At 56.3% G+C, this 17,459-nt stretch carries 19 protein-coding genes; 8 read left to right on the top strand and 11 right to left on the bottom strand.

All coding sequences use genetic code 11. The features are described from left to right. Together BM395_RS11370 and queD are read right to left on the bottom strand one after the other, a co-directional pair. On the bottom strand, positions 1–636 hold the full coding sequence (locus tag BM395_RS11370; RefSeq protein ID WP_090511929.1) for a TetR/AcrR family transcriptional regulator: 636 nt from the start codon (positions 634–636) through the stop codon (positions 1–3). 125 nt (positions 637–761) lie between these two features. Beyond that, positions 762–1,118 carry a 6-carboxytetrahydropterin synthase QueD gene (gene queD, locus BM395_RS11365; RefSeq protein ID WP_075723436.1) on the bottom strand — a complete coding sequence of 119 codons (357 nt, stop codon included), beginning with the start codon at positions 1,116–1,118 and terminating at the stop codon, positions 762–764. Positions 1,119–1,300: 182 nt separating this feature from the next. Here queD and BM395_RS11360 point away from each other — a divergent pair, with 182 nt between their 5' ends. Next, complete coding sequence (locus tag BM395_RS11360; RefSeq protein ID WP_090511926.1) at positions 1,301–1,768, top strand: DUF3429 domain-containing protein; 468 nt, start codon at positions 1,301–1,303, stop codon at positions 1,766–1,768. On the opposite strand, the gene BM395_RS11355 is transcribed toward BM395_RS11360, so the two are convergent. The 3 genes from BM395_RS11355 to BM395_RS11345 all read right to left on the bottom strand — a co-directional run bounded on the left by BM395_RS11355 (position 1,765) and on the right by BM395_RS11345 (position 4,589). Next, a complete protein-coding gene (locus tag BM395_RS11355; protein ID WP_090511924.1) occupies positions 1,765–2,289 on the bottom strand; it encodes an AAA family ATPase in 525 nt (174 codons plus the stop codon). The genes BM395_RS11360 and BM395_RS11355 overlap by 4 nt on opposite strands. After that, on the bottom strand, positions 2,286–2,852 hold the full coding sequence (gene pnuC, locus BM395_RS11350; protein ID WP_090511921.1) for a nicotinamide riboside transporter PnuC: 567 nt from the start codon (positions 2,850–2,852) through the stop codon (positions 2,286–2,288). Before pnuC ends, BM395_RS11355 begins: the two co-directional genes overlap by 4 nt. Positions 2,853–2,954: 102 nt before the next feature. After that, the gene (locus tag BM395_RS11345; RefSeq protein WP_090511917.1) at positions 2,955–4,589 is read right to left on the bottom strand and encodes a methyl-accepting chemotaxis protein; all 1,635 of its coding nucleotides are present in this window, start codon (positions 4,587–4,589) and stop codon (positions 2,955–2,957) included. A 282-nt stretch (positions 4,590–4,871) separates the two neighbouring features. On the opposite strand from BM395_RS11345, the gene BM395_RS11340 reads away from it, so the two are divergent. From BM395_RS11340 to BM395_RS11330, 3 genes are read left to right on the top strand one after another with little or no spacing between them, the layout of a single operon-like run. After that, positions 4,872–5,702 (top strand): undecaprenyl-diphosphate phosphatase, encoded by an 831-nt coding sequence (locus BM395_RS11340; protein ID WP_069900319.1) that lies wholly within the window; start codon positions 4,872–4,874, stop codon positions 5,700–5,702. Between the two features lie 33 nt (positions 5,703–5,735). Further along, positions 5,736–6,563, top strand: a complete 828-nt coding sequence (locus tag BM395_RS11335; RefSeq protein ID WP_425287609.1) for a helix-turn-helix domain-containing protein — start codon at positions 5,736–5,738, stop codon at positions 6,561–6,563. A 14-nt stretch (positions 6,564–6,577) separates the two neighbouring features. Further along, on the top strand, positions 6,578–7,312 hold the full coding sequence (locus BM395_RS11330; RefSeq protein ID WP_090511912.1) for a DUF1294 domain-containing protein: 735 nt from the start codon (positions 6,578–6,580) through the stop codon (positions 7,310–7,312). Here the strand turns inward: BM395_RS11330 and BM395_RS11325 are convergent. Both BM395_RS11325 and BM395_RS11320 read right to left on the bottom strand, forming a co-directional pair. Further along, the gene (locus BM395_RS11325; RefSeq protein WP_090512262.1) at positions 7,301–7,681 is read right to left on the bottom strand and encodes an MmcQ/YjbR family DNA-binding protein; all 381 of its coding nucleotides are present in this window, start codon (positions 7,679–7,681) and stop codon (positions 7,301–7,303) included. The genes BM395_RS11330 and BM395_RS11325 overlap by 12 nt on opposite strands. A gap of 22 nt (positions 7,682–7,703) precedes the next feature. Then, the gene (locus tag BM395_RS11320; protein WP_090511910.1) at positions 7,704–8,882 is read right to left on the bottom strand and encodes an MFS transporter; all 1,179 of its coding nucleotides are present in this window, start codon (positions 8,880–8,882) and stop codon (positions 7,704–7,706) included. A gap of 207 nt (positions 8,883–9,089) precedes the next feature. Here BM395_RS11320 and BM395_RS11315 point away from each other — a divergent pair, with 207 nt between their 5' ends. Continuing rightward, a complete protein-coding gene (locus BM395_RS11315; protein ID WP_090511908.1) occupies positions 9,090–9,596 on the top strand; it encodes a DUF1993 domain-containing protein in 507 nt (168 codons plus the stop codon). A 138-nt stretch (positions 9,597–9,734) separates the two neighbouring features. Here the strand turns inward: BM395_RS11315 and BM395_RS11310 are convergent, their stop codons facing one another. Beyond that, positions 9,735–11,324 (bottom strand): ABC-F family ATPase, encoded by a 1,590-nt coding sequence (locus BM395_RS11310; protein ID WP_090511906.1) that lies wholly within the window; start codon positions 11,322–11,324, stop codon positions 9,735–9,737. Positions 11,325–11,687: 363 nt separating this feature from the next. Here BM395_RS11310 and BM395_RS11305 point away from each other — a divergent pair, with 363 nt between their 5' ends. Together BM395_RS11305 and BM395_RS11300 are read left to right on the top strand one after the other, a co-directional pair. Further along, positions 11,688–12,782, top strand: a complete 1,095-nt coding sequence (locus BM395_RS11305; protein WP_090511903.1) for a polymorphic toxin type 44 domain-containing protein — start codon at positions 11,688–11,690, stop codon at positions 12,780–12,782. Beyond that, complete coding sequence (locus BM395_RS11300; RefSeq protein ID WP_141124093.1) at positions 12,769–13,173, top strand: hypothetical protein; 405 nt, start codon at positions 12,769–12,771, stop codon at positions 13,171–13,173. The genes BM395_RS11305 and BM395_RS11300 overlap by 14 nt, the downstream gene beginning before the upstream one ends. Positions 13,174–13,248: 75 nt before the next feature. Here the strand turns inward: BM395_RS11300 and BM395_RS11295 are convergent, their stop codons facing one another. Beyond that, positions 13,249–13,527, bottom strand: a complete 279-nt coding sequence (locus BM395_RS11295; protein WP_090511898.1) for a peptidylprolyl isomerase — start codon at positions 13,525–13,527, stop codon at positions 13,249–13,251. A 203-nt stretch (positions 13,528–13,730) separates the two neighbouring features. Here BM395_RS11295 and BM395_RS11290 point away from each other — a divergent pair, with 203 nt between their 5' ends. Next, positions 13,731–14,936 carry a PilT/PilU family type 4a pilus ATPase gene (locus BM395_RS11290; RefSeq protein WP_170860587.1) on the top strand — a complete coding sequence of 402 codons (1,206 nt, stop codon included), beginning with the start codon at positions 13,731–13,733 and terminating at the stop codon, positions 14,934–14,936. 66 nt (positions 14,937–15,002) lie between these two features. Here the strand turns inward: BM395_RS11290 and BM395_RS11285 are convergent, their stop codons facing one another. Next, the gene (locus BM395_RS11285; protein ID WP_090511896.1) at positions 15,003–16,373 is read right to left on the bottom strand and encodes an NAD(P)-binding domain-containing protein; all 1,371 of its coding nucleotides are present in this window, start codon (positions 16,371–16,373) and stop codon (positions 15,003–15,005) included. A gap of 451 nt (positions 16,374–16,824) precedes the next feature. After that, complete coding sequence (locus BM395_RS11275; protein ID WP_090511891.1) at positions 16,825–17,457, bottom strand: CoA transferase subunit B; 633 nt, start codon at positions 17,455–17,457, stop codon at positions 16,825–16,827. Between the last annotated feature and the right edge of the window lie 2 nt (positions 17,458–17,459).

The raw sequence follows: 17,459 nt of genomic DNA, 5'->3' as shown, positions 1-17,459 counted from the left end.
TCAGGCCTCCATCCCGTGTTGCAACAGACTGAGGGTATGGTTAACGAGTTGCTCATGGCTGATCGGCGGGTTATCGAATACGTTGCGCCAAATCGGCCCGGCAGCGAACGGCAGCAGTGTCAGGCCAATCAGCGAGACCACCAACAACCTTGGATCTAATGAGGGATTAAGCGTTCCGCGTTGTTGCGCGTGGGCAAAACGTTCAGCCAATAATCGCGGCAGGATTGGGGCCATGCGCCCACTGATGTATTCGCGCAACAGGCCGCCCTCGCAGAGTATTTCGCGTACCCACAGCGGTGGAACCCACGGATTGCTGATAACCATCGCACTGACCTCACGCACAAAAACGCTGGCCAATTCGCCAGGCTGTTGATCGGCTTGCTCGATGCGCTTGGCTATTTCGATCAATTTTGGCAGCAACAGTTCTTCTGCGACGGCGCTAACCAAGGCAGATTTTTTACCGAAGTAGTAGTTGAACAGGGCAGGTGTTACGCCGGCCTCAACAGCGATTGAGCGCAGGCTGCTGGCCTTGATGCCGCAACGGCCAAAGACTTCGGCGGCGATGATGAGTAAATCTTCGCGCTGAAGCTGAGTGTCGGCAGGGCGCCGACCTGCATTCGAGGTTGGAGAGACCATAAAAATTAACCGCCAACTAATTAATTGAGCAGTTAATTAAATATAGCCGTTGATCAATCGCTGGCCAGTCGAGCGCAGCATTCGCTACGCTCAGACGCGGGTATGTTTTGCAGGGGGGAGTGAGCTTAGTCGCCGCGGTATTCGCAGCCACTGGTGCAGGTTTCATGGATACGGATACGCGAAAGCTCCGGCAGCAGCGGTTTCAATTGCTTCCAGATCCACTGGCAAAGCACTTCGCTGGTGGGGTTTTCCAGGCCGGGAATGTCGTTCAGGTAGTTGTGGTCCAGTTGCTCGTAAAGCGGTTTGAAGATCGCTTTGATTTCCGAGAAGTCGCGAATCCAGCCGGTATGCGGATTCACTTCACCTTCGATGTACACGGCAACGCGAAACGAATGGCCGTGCAGACGCCCGCATTTATGGCCTTCGGGTACATGCGGCAAGCGGTGCGCTGCTTCGAAAATGAACTCTTTGAACAATTCCACAATACTTCACTCATTAAATAGGGTTGCGTTCAGATTTTACCAGCTCAAGACCTGTGCGAACCAATCTTTGCAATGCTTATCTATAGGAATCAGGCCTGTACAGCGCCGCAGGCCAGCAGGCTGGGCCAGACAGACGTCAGGCACCTTGCAAACAGAGCAGTTGTGCACCGAAGGAGGGACCGATGCATCCATACGACAGCACCAAACCGCCCATGTTGGCGATTGTGCTTGGTTACGCAGGGCTTATTCCGTTTATTAGCGGCGCATTGGGCTTTCTGATTGTACCGGTTGGCTGGCGACCCTTGGTGCTCAATGCCTTGCTTGATTACGCGGCGATCATTCTGGCTTTCATGGGCGCGATTCACTGGGGGCTGGCCATGCGCGCCGAAGAATCGGAGGAAAATGCGCGAACCCAGATGGGGCTATCGGTCATTCCGCCGTTACTTGGCTGGCTGGCGATTGCCGATGGGATGCCGCTGATAGTGGCCTTGCCGGTGTTACTGCTGGCATTCGCCGGCTTGTATGTGGCCGATGTGCGCGCCGTGAATTTGGGTTTGGCGCCGCGCTGGTACACCACACTGCGCACGCCACTGACCGGCGTCGTCAGCCTGTGCCTGACACTGGCGTGGATCGGCGAAGTGATTGACTAATCACCGAGTAACGCGGCAACGGCCGCGCTGGCCTGCTCGCGTCTGTTCAGCCAGTCGCCCCCGATGCATTTGAAAGGCTGCTGATGTTGCTCTAGCCATCGATGGCACTGGTCATAGAACGCCTGACGCTGGGCAATATGCGGCTGACAACGCTGGCCGTCGTCCGTCCACGGCACCCCGTTGGGATCGAGCAGCAGGTGCATGTCGTAGGTGCGACTGAGCAGTTCTTCCTCAAGCCAAGCCGGAACATCGGCAAATAGCGCTTGGCTCCAGAGAATATTGCTGAGCAGGTGGGTATCGAGTATCAGCAGTTCAGGTTGTTGCGCGCGCGCCGCATCTTCCCATTGCAACTGGCCGCGGGCGATGGTGGCAATATCGGCATAGCAGGTATCGCGCAACTCTGTGTCAATGAAATAACGCACGTACTCGCCGACGATGATCCCGCCAAACTGGGTTTGCAGATGCTCGGCTAGCCAGCTTTTGCCGGCGGACTCGGGGCCGGTAAGCACGACGACTTTCATGCGGTTGCCGCGCGTTGATCGCGTCGCCACGTCAGCCAGCCACTCAGGGCCAAACCGGTGAATACGGCGTACAAGCCCGCTGTGAGGTACAACTCCTGCTGCAGGAACAGCAGCACGAACAACACATCGAGCAATACCCACAGCGGCCAGCACTCGACACGTTTCTGCGCCATCCGGACCTGTGCAACCAAACTGAAGGCGCTCAGCGTGGCGTCTTGCCAAGGCGCTGCCGCGTCAGTGAAGTTTGCCATCATATAGCCCAGCACCGTCGCGCCAACCACCCCGCAAGCAAGGCTCGCAGTCAGGCCGCGCCAGGTTAACGCTGAAACACTCACGCCCTGATGCTTGTCGCCGCCATGATTCCACTGCCACCAGCCGTAACCTTGCAGCAGGGCATAAACCCCTTGCAGGAGCATGTTCGAATACAGCGCCGCATCGTAAAAGATCCACGTATAGAGCAGCACCATGATCAGCCCGATTGGCCAGCACCAGCGGTTCTGTTTAACCGTGAGCCAAACAGCGCAGGCGCCCAGTGCAGCGGCAAACATTTCTAGAGTGGACATTAAGCAATCAGCCGGAAAGGGAAGAGACGACAGCGCGCGATTGTAACGACTCGACGCGCTGGCGTCTTGCATCCGGCCCAGGCCAAGGCCGGAATGCGGGGCTTAAACGCGGAATTGGCCGAGCAGGCGGTTGAGGTCGGCGGCCAGCGCGCCCAGTTGTTGGCTGGCAGCGCTCGACTGCTGGGCGGCGTTGGCATTGCTCTGCGCCAACCCTACAGCCTGGGTGACATTCATGTTGATGTCTTCGACGACGTGCGACTGTTGCAGCGTAGCGCTGGCGATCGAGGTATTGAGCCCGGTCAGGTTGCGCAGCGATTGCGCGATCAGGGTCAGACTCTCGCCGGCCTGACTGGCCTGCACCACGGTTCGCTGGGACGACTGGCTGCTCTCATGAATAACCTTGACCGCCGCTTCCGAATTGCTTTGCAGCCGTTCGATCATCACCTGAATCTCGGCGGTGGACTTTTGCGTGCGCTGTGCGAGCAGGCGGACTTCATCTGCGACCACCGCAAAGCCACGGCCTTGTTCACCCGCGCGAGCCGCCTCGATGGCCGCGTTGAGCGCGAGCAAGTTGGTTTGCTCGGCAATCGAGCGGATCACCTCAAGCACGCTGCCAATTTGCACACTTTCAGTGGACAGCGCCTGAATCACCTCAACGGACTGGTCAATGGTGCCCGACAGTTCAGCAATCTGTTGCAGGCTTGCATCGATATTGCGCTGGCCTTGAATTGCCTGCTCTTCGGCAGCCTGCACCTCATTGGAGGCGTGCTCGGCATTTTTCGCGACATCCTGCACGCCATAGGTGACTTGATTGATCGCGGTAGCGACTTGATCCATCTGCAGCGATTGTTGCTCGCTGTGCTGCTGCGCTTCACCGGCCACACCGCCGAGCGAATGGGCCGCGCTGTTGAGTTGGCTGGCGGAGGCCAGCGACTGGCTGATGACTTCGCGTAGCTTGCTGGTGAACGCATTGAAATTTTTCGCCAGCGCGGTGAGTTCATCGTTGCCGTTGGTGTCGAGTGCGCGGGTGAGATCGCCTTCGCCACTGGCAATATTGGCCATCGCATTAACGGTATGCCCCAGCGGCACGGAAATGCTGCGCACGATCATGCTCACCAGTAACGCCATAACCACCATGAGGCCGAAGCCAATGCCGACTAGGCGCATTGCCTGCTCGCGGAACTCGGCCTGTACATCATCAACGTACACACCCGAGCCGATAATCCACCCCCAGGGCTTGAACAACTCGACGTAGGAAATCTTGCTGACAGGCGCCTCAGAGCCAGGCTTTGGCCAGCGGTATTCGACCTGTCCGGCGCCTTTTTCGCGCGAGATACGCACCATTTCATTGAACAACTCGACCCCGTCGGGGTCTTTGATGGCCGAGAGGTTCTGGCCTTCAAGTTTGCTGTTGGTCGGGTGCATGATCATGGTCGGCGTCTGATCATTGATCCAGAAGTACTCGCGATTGTCGTAGCGCAGCTCGCGGATCATGTCTTTGGCCGCTTGCTGCGCTTGTTCAAGGGTCAGCTTGCCATCGGCTTCAAGTGCCTGGTAATGGCGTAAAATGCCGCTGGCGCTCTCGACCACATGACGCGTCTTCTCGCTTTTTGCCGCGTAAAGCTGCGTGTGGATCTGCTCAAGCATGGCGCTGCCGAGGCCGGCCAACATCAGAATGGCGAGGAGCAGAATCAGCCATAAACGGCGGTTGATCGGAATGCTACGTAGGCGAGTCATTCAGGGGATACTCCGGTGGCAGTGCATTTTTATTGTTCGGCTATGTTCACTCAATCCGCGCCTCTTCACGAGATGCCTACAACCAAAGGAGTATGTAGCTGGCTGCAGTCGCGTTGTCTGAATTTGACTGAGTAAAAATATCTATTTGTTGTTAGCATCTCGGCCCGCTGGCGCGAAACCTTAGGCGCCGGCAGCTTTTAAATGGCTCAAACCGACCGATGGCAGGACTAAACGGGCCCGAAACCTTTTGCGTGCGCCCACTGCGCACTATTTGGAGTGATGATGGATTTGTGGACTGCCTTTCAGGCAATACTGTTGGGCGTAGTAGAGGGACTGACCGAGTTCCTGCCAATTTCGAGTACCGGACACCAGATTATCGTTGCCGACCTGATCAATTTCGGTGGCGAGCGGGCGATGGCGTTCAACATCATTATCCAGCTGGGCGCGATTTTGGCGGTGGTCTGGCAATTTCGTAGCAAGATCATCGACGTTGTCGTCGGCTTGCCCAAAGAGCGTGAAGCCCAGCGTTTCACTGTAAACCTGCTGGTGGCGTTCTTCCCGGCGGTGATTCTCGGTGTGGCCTTTGCCGACCTGATTCACGAATACCTGTTCAACCCGATCACCGTCGCTGCCGCGCTGGTTGTGGGCGGGGTGATCATGCTCTGGGCCGAGAAGCGTCAGCACAGCGTTCACGCCGAAACGGTTGAACAGATGACCTGGCAAGACGCACTTAAAATCGGCTGTGCGCAGTGTCTGGCAATGATTCCGGGTACCTCGCGTTCGGCCTCGACGATTATCGGTGGCTTGCTGTTCGGCCTGTCACGCAAGGCTGCTACTGAGTTCTCGTTCTTCCTGGCGATGCCGACCATGGTGGGTGCGGCGGTTTACTCCGGCTACAAATATCGCGACCTGTTCAAGCCTGAAGATTTGCCGGTTTTTGCCCTCGGCTTTGTGGTGTCGTTCATCTTCGCCATGATCGCTGTGCGCGGCCTGCTGAAGTTCATCGCCAACCACAGCTATGCCGTATTTGCCTGGTATCGGATTGGTTTTGGCCTGCTGATTCTGCTGACCTGGCAGTTGAGCTGGATCGACTGGAGCACGGCGCAAGGCTAAATGCCGGGCGGGTGGAGAGCGACTGTGGAGAATCTGCGCAGTAACGATGGCCCGCAGGCACGTGAAGCCACGCTTGAGGTGGTGCACCAGTATCACCTCAGCTGGAAGCGCCGCGATCTCGACGCGATCATGGCGCTGTACCACCCGGAAATCGAATACAACGACTTCTTCCAGAATCGCCAGCTGCGGCTCGCCGAGTTGCGCGAGTACGTGCGTGCCAGCATGCCGCATGCGCCGAATGAAGCGCTTGAACACAGTGACCGGATTCGCTGCGATGGCGACACCGCCTTCATTCAGTATCAGCTGACATTACGCGGCAGTGCCGGGCTGGCGTCGTTTCGCTCCAGTGAAGCGATCACTGTGCGCGACGGGCTGATCTGGCGGGTTAACGAATACTCATCGTTGATCAACGCCCGCACCACCACGGCGGAAATTGCCGGTTCGCGTCCTGCCACTAGCCGTTTGGGGTTGTCGGCGCGGCAATTGAGCGTAATGGCGCAGGATCTGCAGAGCTATTTTCAGAGTCGTCAGGCCTATCTCGATCCTGAACTAAGCCTGCAACAGGTTGCTGAAAGCAGCGGATACAGCCGCAACCAGATTTCCTACTTGCTTAATCAAGTACTCGGGCAAACCTTTTACCGCTACGTTAACCACGCCCGTCTCAATCATTTGCTCGACCAACTCGAAACCCTGCAGGCGCAGAATAATCCAGCATCGATTCGTATGGATCAGCTGGCGTTTGCAGCTGGCTTCAATTCGCTGTCGGCGTTTTATAAAAGCTTCTCGGCGCACCTCGCAACGACGCCCAAGGCCTACTTGAAGCTCACGCATGAGCAGCAAAAAGCGGCACGCAGCCAATAACCGAAGGATCAAACATGGAAGTACGCGGGTCGATCAAGAGCTGGAACGATGACAAGGGATTCGGCTTTATCCAGCCGGAGCAGGGCAAAGAGCCCATTTTTGTGCACATCTCGGCTGTGCGCGGCGATCGTCGCCCGGTTGCCGGCGATCCGGTGATGTATGTCGCCAGCCTGGACCCGCAGGGGCGTATGCGTGCCGAGCACATGCGCCACGCGGGCGGTCTGGCGATTGATCAGCCAGCAATTCGGCGCAAGCCACGCGCACAGGGACAATCAAAGCCGCGTGACGTGAACGGGCCTGCGAGCAAGCCGGTGCGACGGGCAAAACCCGTAAAGCGCCAGCATTCACATTCAGCGATTCAACACCTCGGGTTAAAACTGCTGATATTTGTCGCGCTGTGCTGCCTGCCGATTTATGGCGCGTTACAGGCGCTGAAGGCCGGCAATATCTGGCTGATCAGCGCCTATGCCATGCTGAGCCTGGTCAGTTTTTATCAATACTGGAGTGATAAGAACAGTGCACAAAAGGGTCGCTGGCGCACCCCTGAAAATGCCCTGCACGCTGTTGAACTGTGCGGCGGCTGGCCTGGCGCTTTAGTGGCGCAGCAAGTGTTCCGCCACAAAACCCGCAAGCTGTCATTTCAATTGGTGTTCTGGATCATCATCGCCATTCATCAAGCTTTCTGGCTGGATTATCTGCTGTTTGACGGCGTCTATCTGAGGTCGCTTGTGGGCATATCATTCATCTAGCAACAGGCCGGGTTGCAAACGCTTGGGTAATTTACGCACCACCAGTTGATGCGAACGGGTAACCGCCGCGAATAGCTCATCGCGCTGCATGGCCGGTGCCGAGCATTGCATGCTGATCCAGTGCGCACGCGCCAGATAAGGTGCCGGGCGGATGCCGGGGCGGTCGACATAACCGAGGAACAGGTCGCTATCAACCTTGAACGCGAGGCCGTCACCAAGAAAGTGAATGATCGCAAACATCTTGTTGCCGGCCACCGAGAACACCTGATTGCTGCCCCATTTGAAGTCCTCGCGGACGCCCGGTAATTGCTTGCAGAACTCGGCAATCTCGGTTGGCGTTAACGCGGAAGATGTTTTGGCGGTTGGCATCATGGCGCCCCGTATTAATTCGTTAATAGCGCGCCCGGTAAACGCGGTAGATGCAGGCCAGTGTGCCCGTTGCAGCCAGCAGCGCCGCGACCAAAAAGGTGGTCGAATAATTCGCATGCGCGGCCACATAACCCATCAGCGGACCCGCGAGCCCCAGCGACAAGTCGAAGAATAACGCGTAGGCGCCCAGCGCTGAACTGCGGCTCGCAGCCGGTATCAGGGCAATGGCTTCCACACCCAGCGCCGGATACACCAGGGACAAGCCCAAACCGGTCAGCGCAGCACCGGCTAACATTACGCTCGGTGCGTTGCCGAACGCCAACAGCATGAGCCCGAAAAATTCGATTGCCAAACAGACAACGGCAACCGGATAACCACCGAAGCGTTTGATGACCCCGGCAAACAACAGCCGAGAGACGATGAACGCGATGCCGAATGCAGTCAGGCAATATTCCGCGTTAACCCAGCCGAGGCTGTCGTAATACAGGGTAATAAACGTCGCCAGCGTACCGAAGCCAATCGAGCCCAGCGCCAAGACCGTGCCGTGTGGCGCAATGGATAAGAACACCCGCGCAAATGGCATGCGGCTTCCGGAGAGGATTGGTGCAGGTTGTTTGGGCCAGGCAAACGCCAAGGCCACAGCTGAAAGCAGCATGGTCAACGCGCCAATACTCCACAAGCCCACCGCGCTAACCATCGCCACGCCCAACGGTGCACCGATGGCGATGCCGCCGTAAGAGGCGATGCCGTTAAAGGAAATCACCTTGGCGGTGTAGTCGCTGCCAAAGCGGCCGATGGCCCAGCTTATCGAGCCAGTACCGACCAGGCCTTGGGCGACACCCAAAACGACACGCCCCCCGAGCAACAGGCCGAGGCTAAGCGTTGGCATTGATTGCAAGGAGGTGGATAGCAGCGTCAGCAAGCCGCTGACAATGCAGCCCATCAGCCCATAAAGAACCGCCTGTTTCGGCCCTGCACGGTCTGCCAGGCTGCCGGACATTGGCCGCGAAAGCAGGGTAGAGAAGTACTGCGTACCGATGACAATACCGGTTATAACCGCGCTATAGCCCAGGTCGTTGAGCACGTAACGCGGCAGCACGGCCAGCGGCAAGCCGATGCACAAGAAGCTGACAAACGTGACTGTGACGATAGAGATGATTTGCAGATTGACCGCAGGTGTCGGCTGCGCAGCTTGGCTCATGGGGCGCTCGATGCAGATTGATCCTCGGCTAATAATACGCAAGCTATCGAGTCTTTGGCTGCTAAATATTGGCGGACTACGCCTTTTGTCTAGAGCGGCGCGCTTTGCTCAAATCCGAGCGTGCGTCTGTTGCCTTGCTGGCTGTAATGGCTGGGCAAATGTCGTCTAATCTGAATCCGTCATTTCGACTGCCTGGGAGTTTTTATCATGTCTTTATCCATGTATGACGCCAGCGTGCCGGTGTTTGTGCGTTTGCTGAACAACCTCAATGCATTGCTCGACAAATCTCTGGCACATGCAGAAGCCAAGGGTATCGCGCCCGAGGTATTGGTGAATGCGCGTCTGGCGCCGGATATGTTCCCGCTCGCGCGCCAGATCCAGATTGCGACCGATGCAGCCAAGGGCTGTGTGGCGCGCCTGGCGCAAATCGAAGTACCAAGTTATGCCGACACCGAAAGCAATTTTGCTGAACTCAAGGCGCGCATCGATAAAACCATCGCGTTCGTTCAGCAGGCGACGCCTGAGCAAATGCGAGGCAGCGAAGCCCGCACCATCACGGTCAAGGTGCCTGATCGGGAACTGCAGTTCCCCGGCCAGGCATTTCTGCTGTTCTTTGCCATGCCCAACTTCTATTTCCACGTGACCACTGCTTACGACATTCTCCGTCACAATGGCGTGCCGCTGGGTAAGATGGATTTTTTGGGTTCAGTGTGAGCTGGCGGCAGAGCCGGAAAGGGCAACGCAAGTAAATCTTCACTTCGGTGTTTTGACAGGCGACTTTTCGCAGCGCAATAAAAAACGCCCGATGCATTGCACCGGGCGTTTTACTGTAAGGCTGCGGTGAAGCGCTGCTTAAACGATAACGCCCTGGCTGCGCAGGTAATCATCGTAGGTGCCGCTGAAGTCGACTACGCCGCTGTCGGACAGCTCGATGATGCGTGTGGCCAAAGAGCCTACGAACTCACGGTCATGGCTGACGAAAATCAGTGTGCCTGGGTAGTTTTCCAGTGCCAGGTTGAGCGCCTCGATGGATTCCATGTCGAGGTGATTGGTCGGCTCATCCATTACCAGCACGTTAGGCTTGTTGAGGATCAGCTTGCCGAACAACATACGGCCTTGCTCGCCACCGGAGATGACCTTCACCGACTTGAGAATCTCGTCGTTGGAGAACAGCATGCGGCCCAATGTACCGCGAACCAGTTGCTCGCCACCTTGGGTCCACTGGCCCATCCAGTCGAACAGGGTCATGTCGTCTTCGAAGTCATGCGCGTGATCCTGGGCGTAATAGCCAAGCTCTGCGCTCTCGGTCCACTTCACACTGCCTGCATCCGGAGTCAGCTCACCGACCAGGGTACGCAGCAGGGTGGTTTTACCGATACCGTTGGGGCCGATGATCGCAACGCGCTCGCCTGCTTCAACAGTGAAACTGAAATTCTTGAACAGCGTCTTGCCGTCGAAACCCTTGGCCATGTGCTCAACAGTCACCGCCTGACGGTGCAGCTTTTTAGTCTGCTCGAAGCGGATGAACGGGCTGATACGGCTGGAAGGCTTAACTTCGGCCAGCTGAATCTTGTCGATCTGCTTGGCGCGCGACGTGGCCTGCTTGGCTTTCGAGGCGTTAGCCGAGAAGCGGCTGACGAAGCTCTGCAGCTCGGAAATCTGTGCCTTCTTTTTAGCGTTATCCGACAGTAACTGCTCGCGCGACTGGGTCGCGGCGGTCATGTATTCGTCATAGTTGCCTGGGAACAGGCGCAATTCGCCGTAATCCAAGTCAGCCATGTGCGTGCAGACGCTGTTGAGGAAGTGACGGTCGTGGGAGATGATAATCATGGTGCTGTTACGCGCCGTGAGAATGTTTTCCAGCCAGCGAATGGTATTGATGTCCAGGTGGTTGGTTGGCTCGTCGAGCAACAACAGATCCGGATCAGAGAACAGCGCCTGCGCCAGCAATACGCGCAATTTCCAGCCCGGCGCGACTTCGCTCATCGGGCCGAAGTGCTGTGCCAGCGGAATGCCCAAACCAAGCAGTAATTCACCGGCACGGGATTCGGCGGTGTAGCCGTCCATCTCGGCAAATTCGGTTTCCAGCTCAGCCACCGCCATGCCGTCTTCTTCGGTCATTTCCGGCAAAGAGTAGATGCGGTCACGCTCTGCTTTGACCTGCCAGAGCTCTTCGTGGCCCATGATGACCGTGTCGATCACGTTGAAGTCTTCGTAGGCGAACTGGTCCTGACGCAATTTACCCATGCGCACATTCGGCTCCAGCATGACCTGCCCCGCGGATGGCTCCAGATCACCCCCGAGGATTTTCATGAACGTCGACTTGCCGCAGCCGTTAGCGCCGATCAGACCGTAACGATTGCCGTTACCGAACTTGACTGAAACGTTCTCGAACAGTGGCTTTGCGCCGAACTGCATGGTGATGTTAGCTGTGGAGATCAAAGCGATAATCCTGGGGAGCTGAGGCGCGAATGCGCAAAAAGGCGGGGATTGTACAGGTTTCATCATGACAAAGGCAGCGTCAGAGACGACCGGACACTAAAACTGCTGGTAGGCGGATGCATGACGGCAAGTCGTGTTCACGGCGCAGTTATCACAATGCAGTTTTCCGACCGGGGACTGATGCAGTGACGAGGCGTGTTTTTCACGCAGAACTCCCAAAGCCGGGCTCTAAGCGTTTTCCTACAGGCATCTCACCTTTACCCCAAGCCTACGCAATGCAAGTTTCTGTGTGGACATCCACTCGTTAATAGTCTTCGTAGCCAGCTAAGTCACACCCTTTTCACGGAAGAATGAGGTGCACAGATGATCCCTTCGGCGCGTAAGGGCGACAGCCATGTTTGTCCGCTTCCCGGGCATGGCACCACGGCCATAAATTCAGCCAGCAGCAACGTGGTAATCAACGGCATGGGGTCGGCGCGAGTCGGCGACGTCTGTGGGTGCGGAGCCGTGATCATCGCGGGCTTCCCGACGATCATGGTCAACGGTCGGCCAATGGCCTATTTGGGCAGCCCGACCAGCCACGGCGGCATGATCATCAGCGGTTCGGAAAATGTCGGCGGCGGTGTGATCATGGGGCCAATCGTCGACTTCCAGAAAATGGGGGCTATCGGCCCGGACGGCAGCGTGTCTGAGTCGATAATGGCCGACCTGATCAGCGACCCGAACCTGCTCGCCAAGGCAGTCGCTGCCGGAGCGCTGATCGACCCGAACGCACCGACACCCAAAACCTGTACCGACCCTGACCAGATGATCGAGCTGGCGACCTATATTGCCGGTGAAATGAACAAGAATATCCACGACCCGGCAGTGCTCGAAATGCAGGAGTTGAACAGCTACGACCCGTTGGCCAAGCAGCGTGAGTACAGAGAACTGCCGTTGTATCTACAGCTCGGCCCAACGCCGAACTTCTTCGGCATCGCACTGGGTAAAAAGACCCGAGCGGCGGCGATCTGGATGGGGAAAGTCGGACAGGATCAGGTGTGGGATCACAAGAAATATTTGTTCGCGAATTTTCGCGGGGCTTGGCAAAAACAGGGCGAATACGATTATTACTACGACATATGGTCCAACGTACATTACGGCTACGTCGGCGTAATTGCTGGAGTGCCGGAAGCGTTACTGCTGGATGCAGCAGGGGTAGAACAGATTGGCTCGGACACAGTTAGATGGGCGCGCGCTGGCACCGGCGAAAGTCACGGCCCTCAACTGTCTGGTGATCTAAGCGAAGGTTTACGCGCTTTTGACGATGCACCTGACAGAATCACAGTCGGTATCGGCGTAAAGTTGGCCAAGCAATACCCGAAAAGCGGCGTGACAGGCGAAATGATTATGGCCGAAGTGCTTGCAGTACCTATCGCGGATTGGGGGGCGGGGATACAGGTGCATGAGTGTAAGTAAAAGTAGGTGGCGCGTGCGCTGGTGGATGTGGCTTATCGCGGTATTCATCTGTGCGCGCTACGGCATCCTGGTGATGCCGAGGGTGAGCGTCTTCTACTCGGATGAAGCGACTGTGAAGATCGACTACCACTGGGCAGATAACCAAAGTACATACGACGGCATTCTCCCCCCGGGCAGCTACGCCATTGAGGCTGTGGACCTCGTTAGGGAAGCAGGCTATCGGGTTGAGTTTTATTGGAAGCCCAAAGGTGGTCGCTACCATTGCGTAAGCATTACCCCGAACTGGCCGCGCACGGTGATTTACCTCGACGAAAACGCCGACATTGACTACAGCAAAGGCACCGACGGCGAGCTAATTAGCAAGTGCCCCAACGACTGGGCTGATATGTAACTCCGCTCCCCCAAGCCTACAAAACCAACCGGCCGCCCCTGTGCTCTTGCAGTGGGCCTGGCTCGTTTCCCGCGCTTACTCGCGGTAAAACACTTGCACCAAGTGATAGCCAAACTGACTTTTTATCGGCCCGTGCACTTCGCGAACTGGCTTTTTGAAGATGACTTGATCAATCGCGCGGACCATCTGGCCAGGGCGGACTTCGCCCAGATCGCCGCCGCGTTTGCCCGATGGGCAGGTCGAGTATTTGCGCGCTAACACATCGAATGCCTCGCCCGATGCGATGCGTTTCTTTAGCTGCGCCGCTTCAGCCTCGGTTTTTACCAAAATATGCCGTGCCATTGCTTTCGCCATGCGCGGTTCCTCACAAGTTATTGGCGCGCATTGTGCCAGTATTCGCAGTGCCAATGAACTGCTCGTCGGATGACTACACTTCCTCGAGCGCCAGTTGCAGATTTACTGATATTTAGCGGCGCATTTTGCCCGCCTGGCGAATGTCCGCCCGGGCGGCAGAGTGCCCGGCATTAAATTACCTACTTTGTTGTGTGGATGTGCTCATGGACCTGCAAGCAATGCTGAAAATCCTGTCCAGTCAGGATGGGTCAGATTTGTATCTTTCGACCGGCGCGCCGCCTTGTGCCAAGTTTAACGGCGTGCTCAAGGCGCTCAGCAGTGAACCGCTGAAGGGCGGTGAAGTGGCTGAGATTGCCAATGCGGTGATGGATGACACCCAGAAGGAAGAGTTCGAACGCGAGCTTGAGATGAATCTGGCGATGTCGGTGACCGGAGTCGGTCGGTTTCGTATCAACATATTCAAGCAGCGCAACGAAGTGTCGATTGTCGCGCGTAACATCAAGCTCGACATTCCCAAGTTCGAAGACCTCAAGCTGCCAGAAGTGCTGCTGAACACCATCATGGAGAAACGCGGTCTGGTGCTGTTTGTTGGTGGCACCGGCTCGGGTAAATCAACCTCGCTGGCAGCGTTGATCGACTACCGCAACCGCAACAGCAGCGGGCATATCATCACCATTGAAGACCCGGTCGAATATGTTCACCGGCACAAGAAGTCGATTATCAATCAGCGTGAAGTGGGTGTGGATACGCGGAGCTTCCATGCCGCGCTGAAAAACACCCTGCGCCAGGCTCCGGATGTGATCCTGATTGGTGAAATCCGTGACCGCGAAACCATGGAGCACGCGCTGGCCTTTGCCGATACCGGCCACTTGGCAATCTCGACACTGCACGCCAATAACGCCAACCAGGCACTGGATCGCATCATCAACTTCTTCCCCGAAGAGCGACGCCCGCAATTGCTTAACGATCTGGGCAATAACCTCAAGGCGTTTGTTTCGCAGCGATTGGTTAAGACAGCCGATGGCAAACGGCGTGCGGCGGTTGAGGTGATGTTGGGCACGCCGACTATTCGCGACCTGATCAAGCGCAATGAATTCTCCGAACTTAAAGAAATCATGGAGAAGTCGCGCAATCTGGGCATGCAGACTTTCGATCAGGCGCTGATCGATTTGGTGCACGAAGGGGTGATCGACGAAGAAGAAGCAGTGAAGAACGCAGACTCAGCGAACAACGTGCGCTTGCGTCTCAAGCTGTATCGGGATAATCCCGAGAATCAGGCCGACAAACCCGCAGCACCGGAGCCCGAGAAGGCCAGCCAGTCCGTATCAAACTGGAGCATGGATCTGACTTTGGAGGAGATTGAGGCTGAGGCGCCGCCGCCAGAAACACCGGGCCGCAACGGCATTTAACTGCCCGCTTGGTCTACCGGCGCCAATTGGCGCCGGTAATGATAGCCATCGTTATGGAACGCAGCGTTAGAGCGTGGCGACCTTGGCCTTGCTGTTGGTCTCGCGCAGGTACTCTTGCATTGAGTCATCCATCGCTTTAAGCCAACGGGTGTGGTGCGGCACTGCATGCGTTCCGGTCATCACCGAGCGATAAGACTTATCGCGATAGCCCATGATGTCCTGCTTCTTATCGGTCTTCCACTGCAGGAAGATGGTGTTCACCGCGTCGATGTCAAAGCTTGGATAGTCCGTCTGATCGATCAGGTGTTTGATGTAACTGCCCTGGAATTGGTACATCTGCTCGGCAGTTTCAAGACTTTCCTCGCGAGCGCGCCAGCTGGCGTTGTCCGCTTCCATCGCTGCTTTGCTCGGCAGCGCAATGCGCCCAAGCATGTAGTCGCGAGCAAACCACGCTTGTGCATCGAACATATTGAAGCTGTACCACTGATCCTGCATGCCCAGGTAAATCAGTTGCGGATTGTCTGTCCACACCACGCCCTGATAAAGACTCATAGGCCACAGGCGATTATCCGTTTTGAGGCGCAGAGGCTCTTCCAGGAAAGGGAAGTGGTGCTGGTATCCGGTGCAGAGAATAATTGCATCGACGCGCTTGCTTGAGCCGTCGATGAAATAGGCCATATCGCCTTCCACCTTGCTCAGTTGCGGACGCTCCTCCCAACCTTTGGGCCACTTGTAGCCCATTGGCTGAGTGCGGTAAGAGCTGGTGATTGAGCGGGCACCGTACTTGTAACACTGCGAGCCGATGTCTTCAGCCGAATAGCTGCTGCCGATAATCAGCAGGTCTTTATCCTTGAACTCAGTGGCTTCACGAAAATCGTGAGCATGCAGAATACGCCCTTCAAAACGCTCGAAACCTGCAAAGTCCGGCACATTCGGCGTTGAGAAGTGCCCGCTGGCAACCACTACATAATCAAACTGCTGGCAGATGTTTTCGTCGAGCGCATAGTCATGTGCGGTGACGGTAAATTGTTTGCTGGTTTCGTCGAAGCTGACATTTTTGACAGCGGTATTGAAGCGAATATAGTCGCGCACACCGGCTTTCTTGACGCGGCCCTGAATGTAGTCCCACAGAACTTCGCGCGGCGGATAGGATGAGATTGGCTGGTCGAAATGTTCATCGAAACTGTAGTCGGCGAACTCCAGGCATTCTTTCGGGCCGTTCGACCACAGATAGCGATACATGCTGCCGTGCACGGGTTCGCCGTGCTGGTCGAGACCGGTTCGCCAGGTGTAATTCCACATGCCACCCCAGTCTTCCTGCTTCTCGAAGCAGACTACTTCAGGCATTGCCGCACCTTGGGTGTGGGCGGATTGGAAGGCACGAAGCTGCGCCAGACCAGAAGGGCCAGCACCGATAATTGCGATACGCATTGTCATTAGATTCACTCTACAGGTTGAAAACTGAAAAAAGTTCTAAGCCCGCAATCCTCAACAGCTTGCGCTGTGGGCAGTGCGAGAACATCAGCATTCAAAAGGTAGGTGGAGGGACCGAGCGCTTGCCGTTGGTTACGGCTGTTTTACTCGCAGAGAGGTTGGCTTGCAACGTCAGTGGGCGGGCGCTGAATGGCAGCAGGCAGGCCAATAGATTGATCATTTTCGCCCCGTTTGCAGCACTGCATTGCACAGGCTGCGGGGCTAAGTAGCGAAAGATACGTGTGATCTCGTACATGGGGCTTTTTAGACTCTTTTCGTTAGGCATACCTCGTAGAAGTAACCTATTGAGTACTTGATTACAACCGAGTAGCCCCCAGTAAAATATTAATAAACATTTAAAAACAACGGCCTAAGCTGCCTTAGAAAAAATTCTTCAGCAGCTTAAGATCGGTGATTAAGCGGCGATGATTGCACACCCCGTCGCCGCTTTAAGTTCCTCAAGGCTGACGCCTTCGGCCAGTTCTACCAACAGCAAACCTTGCTCGGTGATGTCGAGAACCGCAAGATCGGTGATGATCCGGTCAACCACGCCAACGCCGGTTAAAGGTAGATCGCAGGCAGGCAAAATCTTGTGTGCACCGCCCTTGGCCGTATGCTCCATGAGCACCACCACGCGTTTAACGCCGGCCACCAGATCCATTGCACCGCCCATGCCTTTGACCATTTTGCCTGGGATCATCCAGTTGGCCAGATCGCCTTTTTCGGACACCTGCATGGCGCCCAGAATAGACAGGTTGATGTGGCCACCGCGAATCATCGCAAAGCTCGCCGCGCTGTCAAAAAATGCGCTGCCGGGCAGGGTGGTAATGGTTTGCTTGCCCGCATTGATCAAGTCCGGATCAACCGTTTCATCGGTTGGGAATGGGCCAATACCCATCAGGCCGTTTTCGCTCTGCAGCCACACATCCATTCCGTCCGGAATGTAGTTGGCCACAAGTGTAGGCAGACCGATGCCGAGGTTGACGTAGAAGCCATCGCTGAGTTCCTGCGCGGCGCGTTGCGCCATCTGTTCACGTGTCCAAGCCATGA

This window comes from Pseudomonas marincola (genome assembly GCF_900116605.1).
Lineage (GTDB): Bacteria > Pseudomonadota > Gammaproteobacteria > Pseudomonadales > Pseudomonadaceae > Aquipseudomonas > Aquipseudomonas marincola.
The sequence above is the reverse complement of the archived record's forward strand: the minus strand, read 5'-3'. Positions and strand labels throughout refer to the sequence as shown.

Bases quoted from the DNA above. Each gene is read 5' to 3' on its own strand.
- BM395_RS11300 (WP_141124093.1), top strand. From the start codon at position 12,769: ATGAGTGTAAGTAAAAGTAGGTGGCGCGTGCGCTGGTGGATGTGGCTT.
- BM395_RS11345 (WP_090511917.1), bottom strand. From the start codon at position 4,589: ATGACTCGCCTACGTAGCATTCCGATCAACCGCCGTTTATGGCTGATT.
- BM395_RS11305 (WP_090511903.1), top strand. From the start codon at position 11,688: ATGATCCCTTCGGCGCGTAAGGGCGACAGCCATGTTTGTCCGCTTCCC.
- BM395_RS11355 (WP_090511924.1), bottom strand. From the start codon at position 2,289: ATGAAAGTCGTCGTGCTTACCGGCCCCGAGTCCGCCGGCAAAAGCTGG.
- BM395_RS11360 (WP_090511926.1), top strand. From the start codon at position 1,301: ATGCATCCATACGACAGCACCAAACCGCCCATGTTGGCGATTGTGCTT.
- BM395_RS11320 (WP_090511910.1), bottom strand. From the start codon at position 8,882: ATGAGCCAAGCTGCGCAGCCGACACCTGCGGTCAATCTGCAAATCATC.
- BM395_RS11325 (WP_090512262.1), bottom strand. From the start codon at position 7,681: ATGCCAACCGCCAAAACATCTTCCGCGTTAACGCCAACCGAGATTGCC.
- pnuC (WP_090511921.1), bottom strand. From the start codon at position 2,852: ATGTCCACTCTAGAAATGTTTGCCGCTGCACTGGGCGCCTGCGCTGTT.
- BM395_RS11330 (WP_090511912.1), top strand. From the start codon at position 6,578: ATGGAAGTACGCGGGTCGATCAAGAGCTGGAACGATGACAAGGGATTC.
- BM395_RS11275 (WP_090511891.1), bottom strand. From the start codon at position 17,457: ATGGCTTGGACACGTGAACAGATGGCGCAACGCGCCGCGCAGGAACTC.
- BM395_RS11370 (WP_090511929.1), bottom strand. From the start codon at position 636: ATGGTCTCTCCAACCTCGAATGCAGGTCGGCGCCCTGCCGACACTCAG.
- BM395_RS11285 (WP_090511896.1), bottom strand. From the start codon at position 16,373: ATGACAATGCGTATCGCAATTATCGGTGCTGGCCCTTCTGGTCTGGCG.
- BM395_RS11290 (WP_170860587.1), top strand. From the start codon at position 13,731: ATGGACCTGCAAGCAATGCTGAAAATCCTGTCCAGTCAGGATGGGTCA.
- BM395_RS11295 (WP_090511898.1), bottom strand. From the start codon at position 13,527: ATGGCGAAAGCAATGGCACGGCATATTTTGGTAAAAACCGAGGCTGAA.
- BM395_RS11340 (WP_069900319.1), top strand. From the start codon at position 4,872: ATGGATTTGTGGACTGCCTTTCAGGCAATACTGTTGGGCGTAGTAGAG.
- BM395_RS11315 (WP_090511908.1), top strand. From the start codon at position 9,090: ATGTCTTTATCCATGTATGACGCCAGCGTGCCGGTGTTTGTGCGTTTG.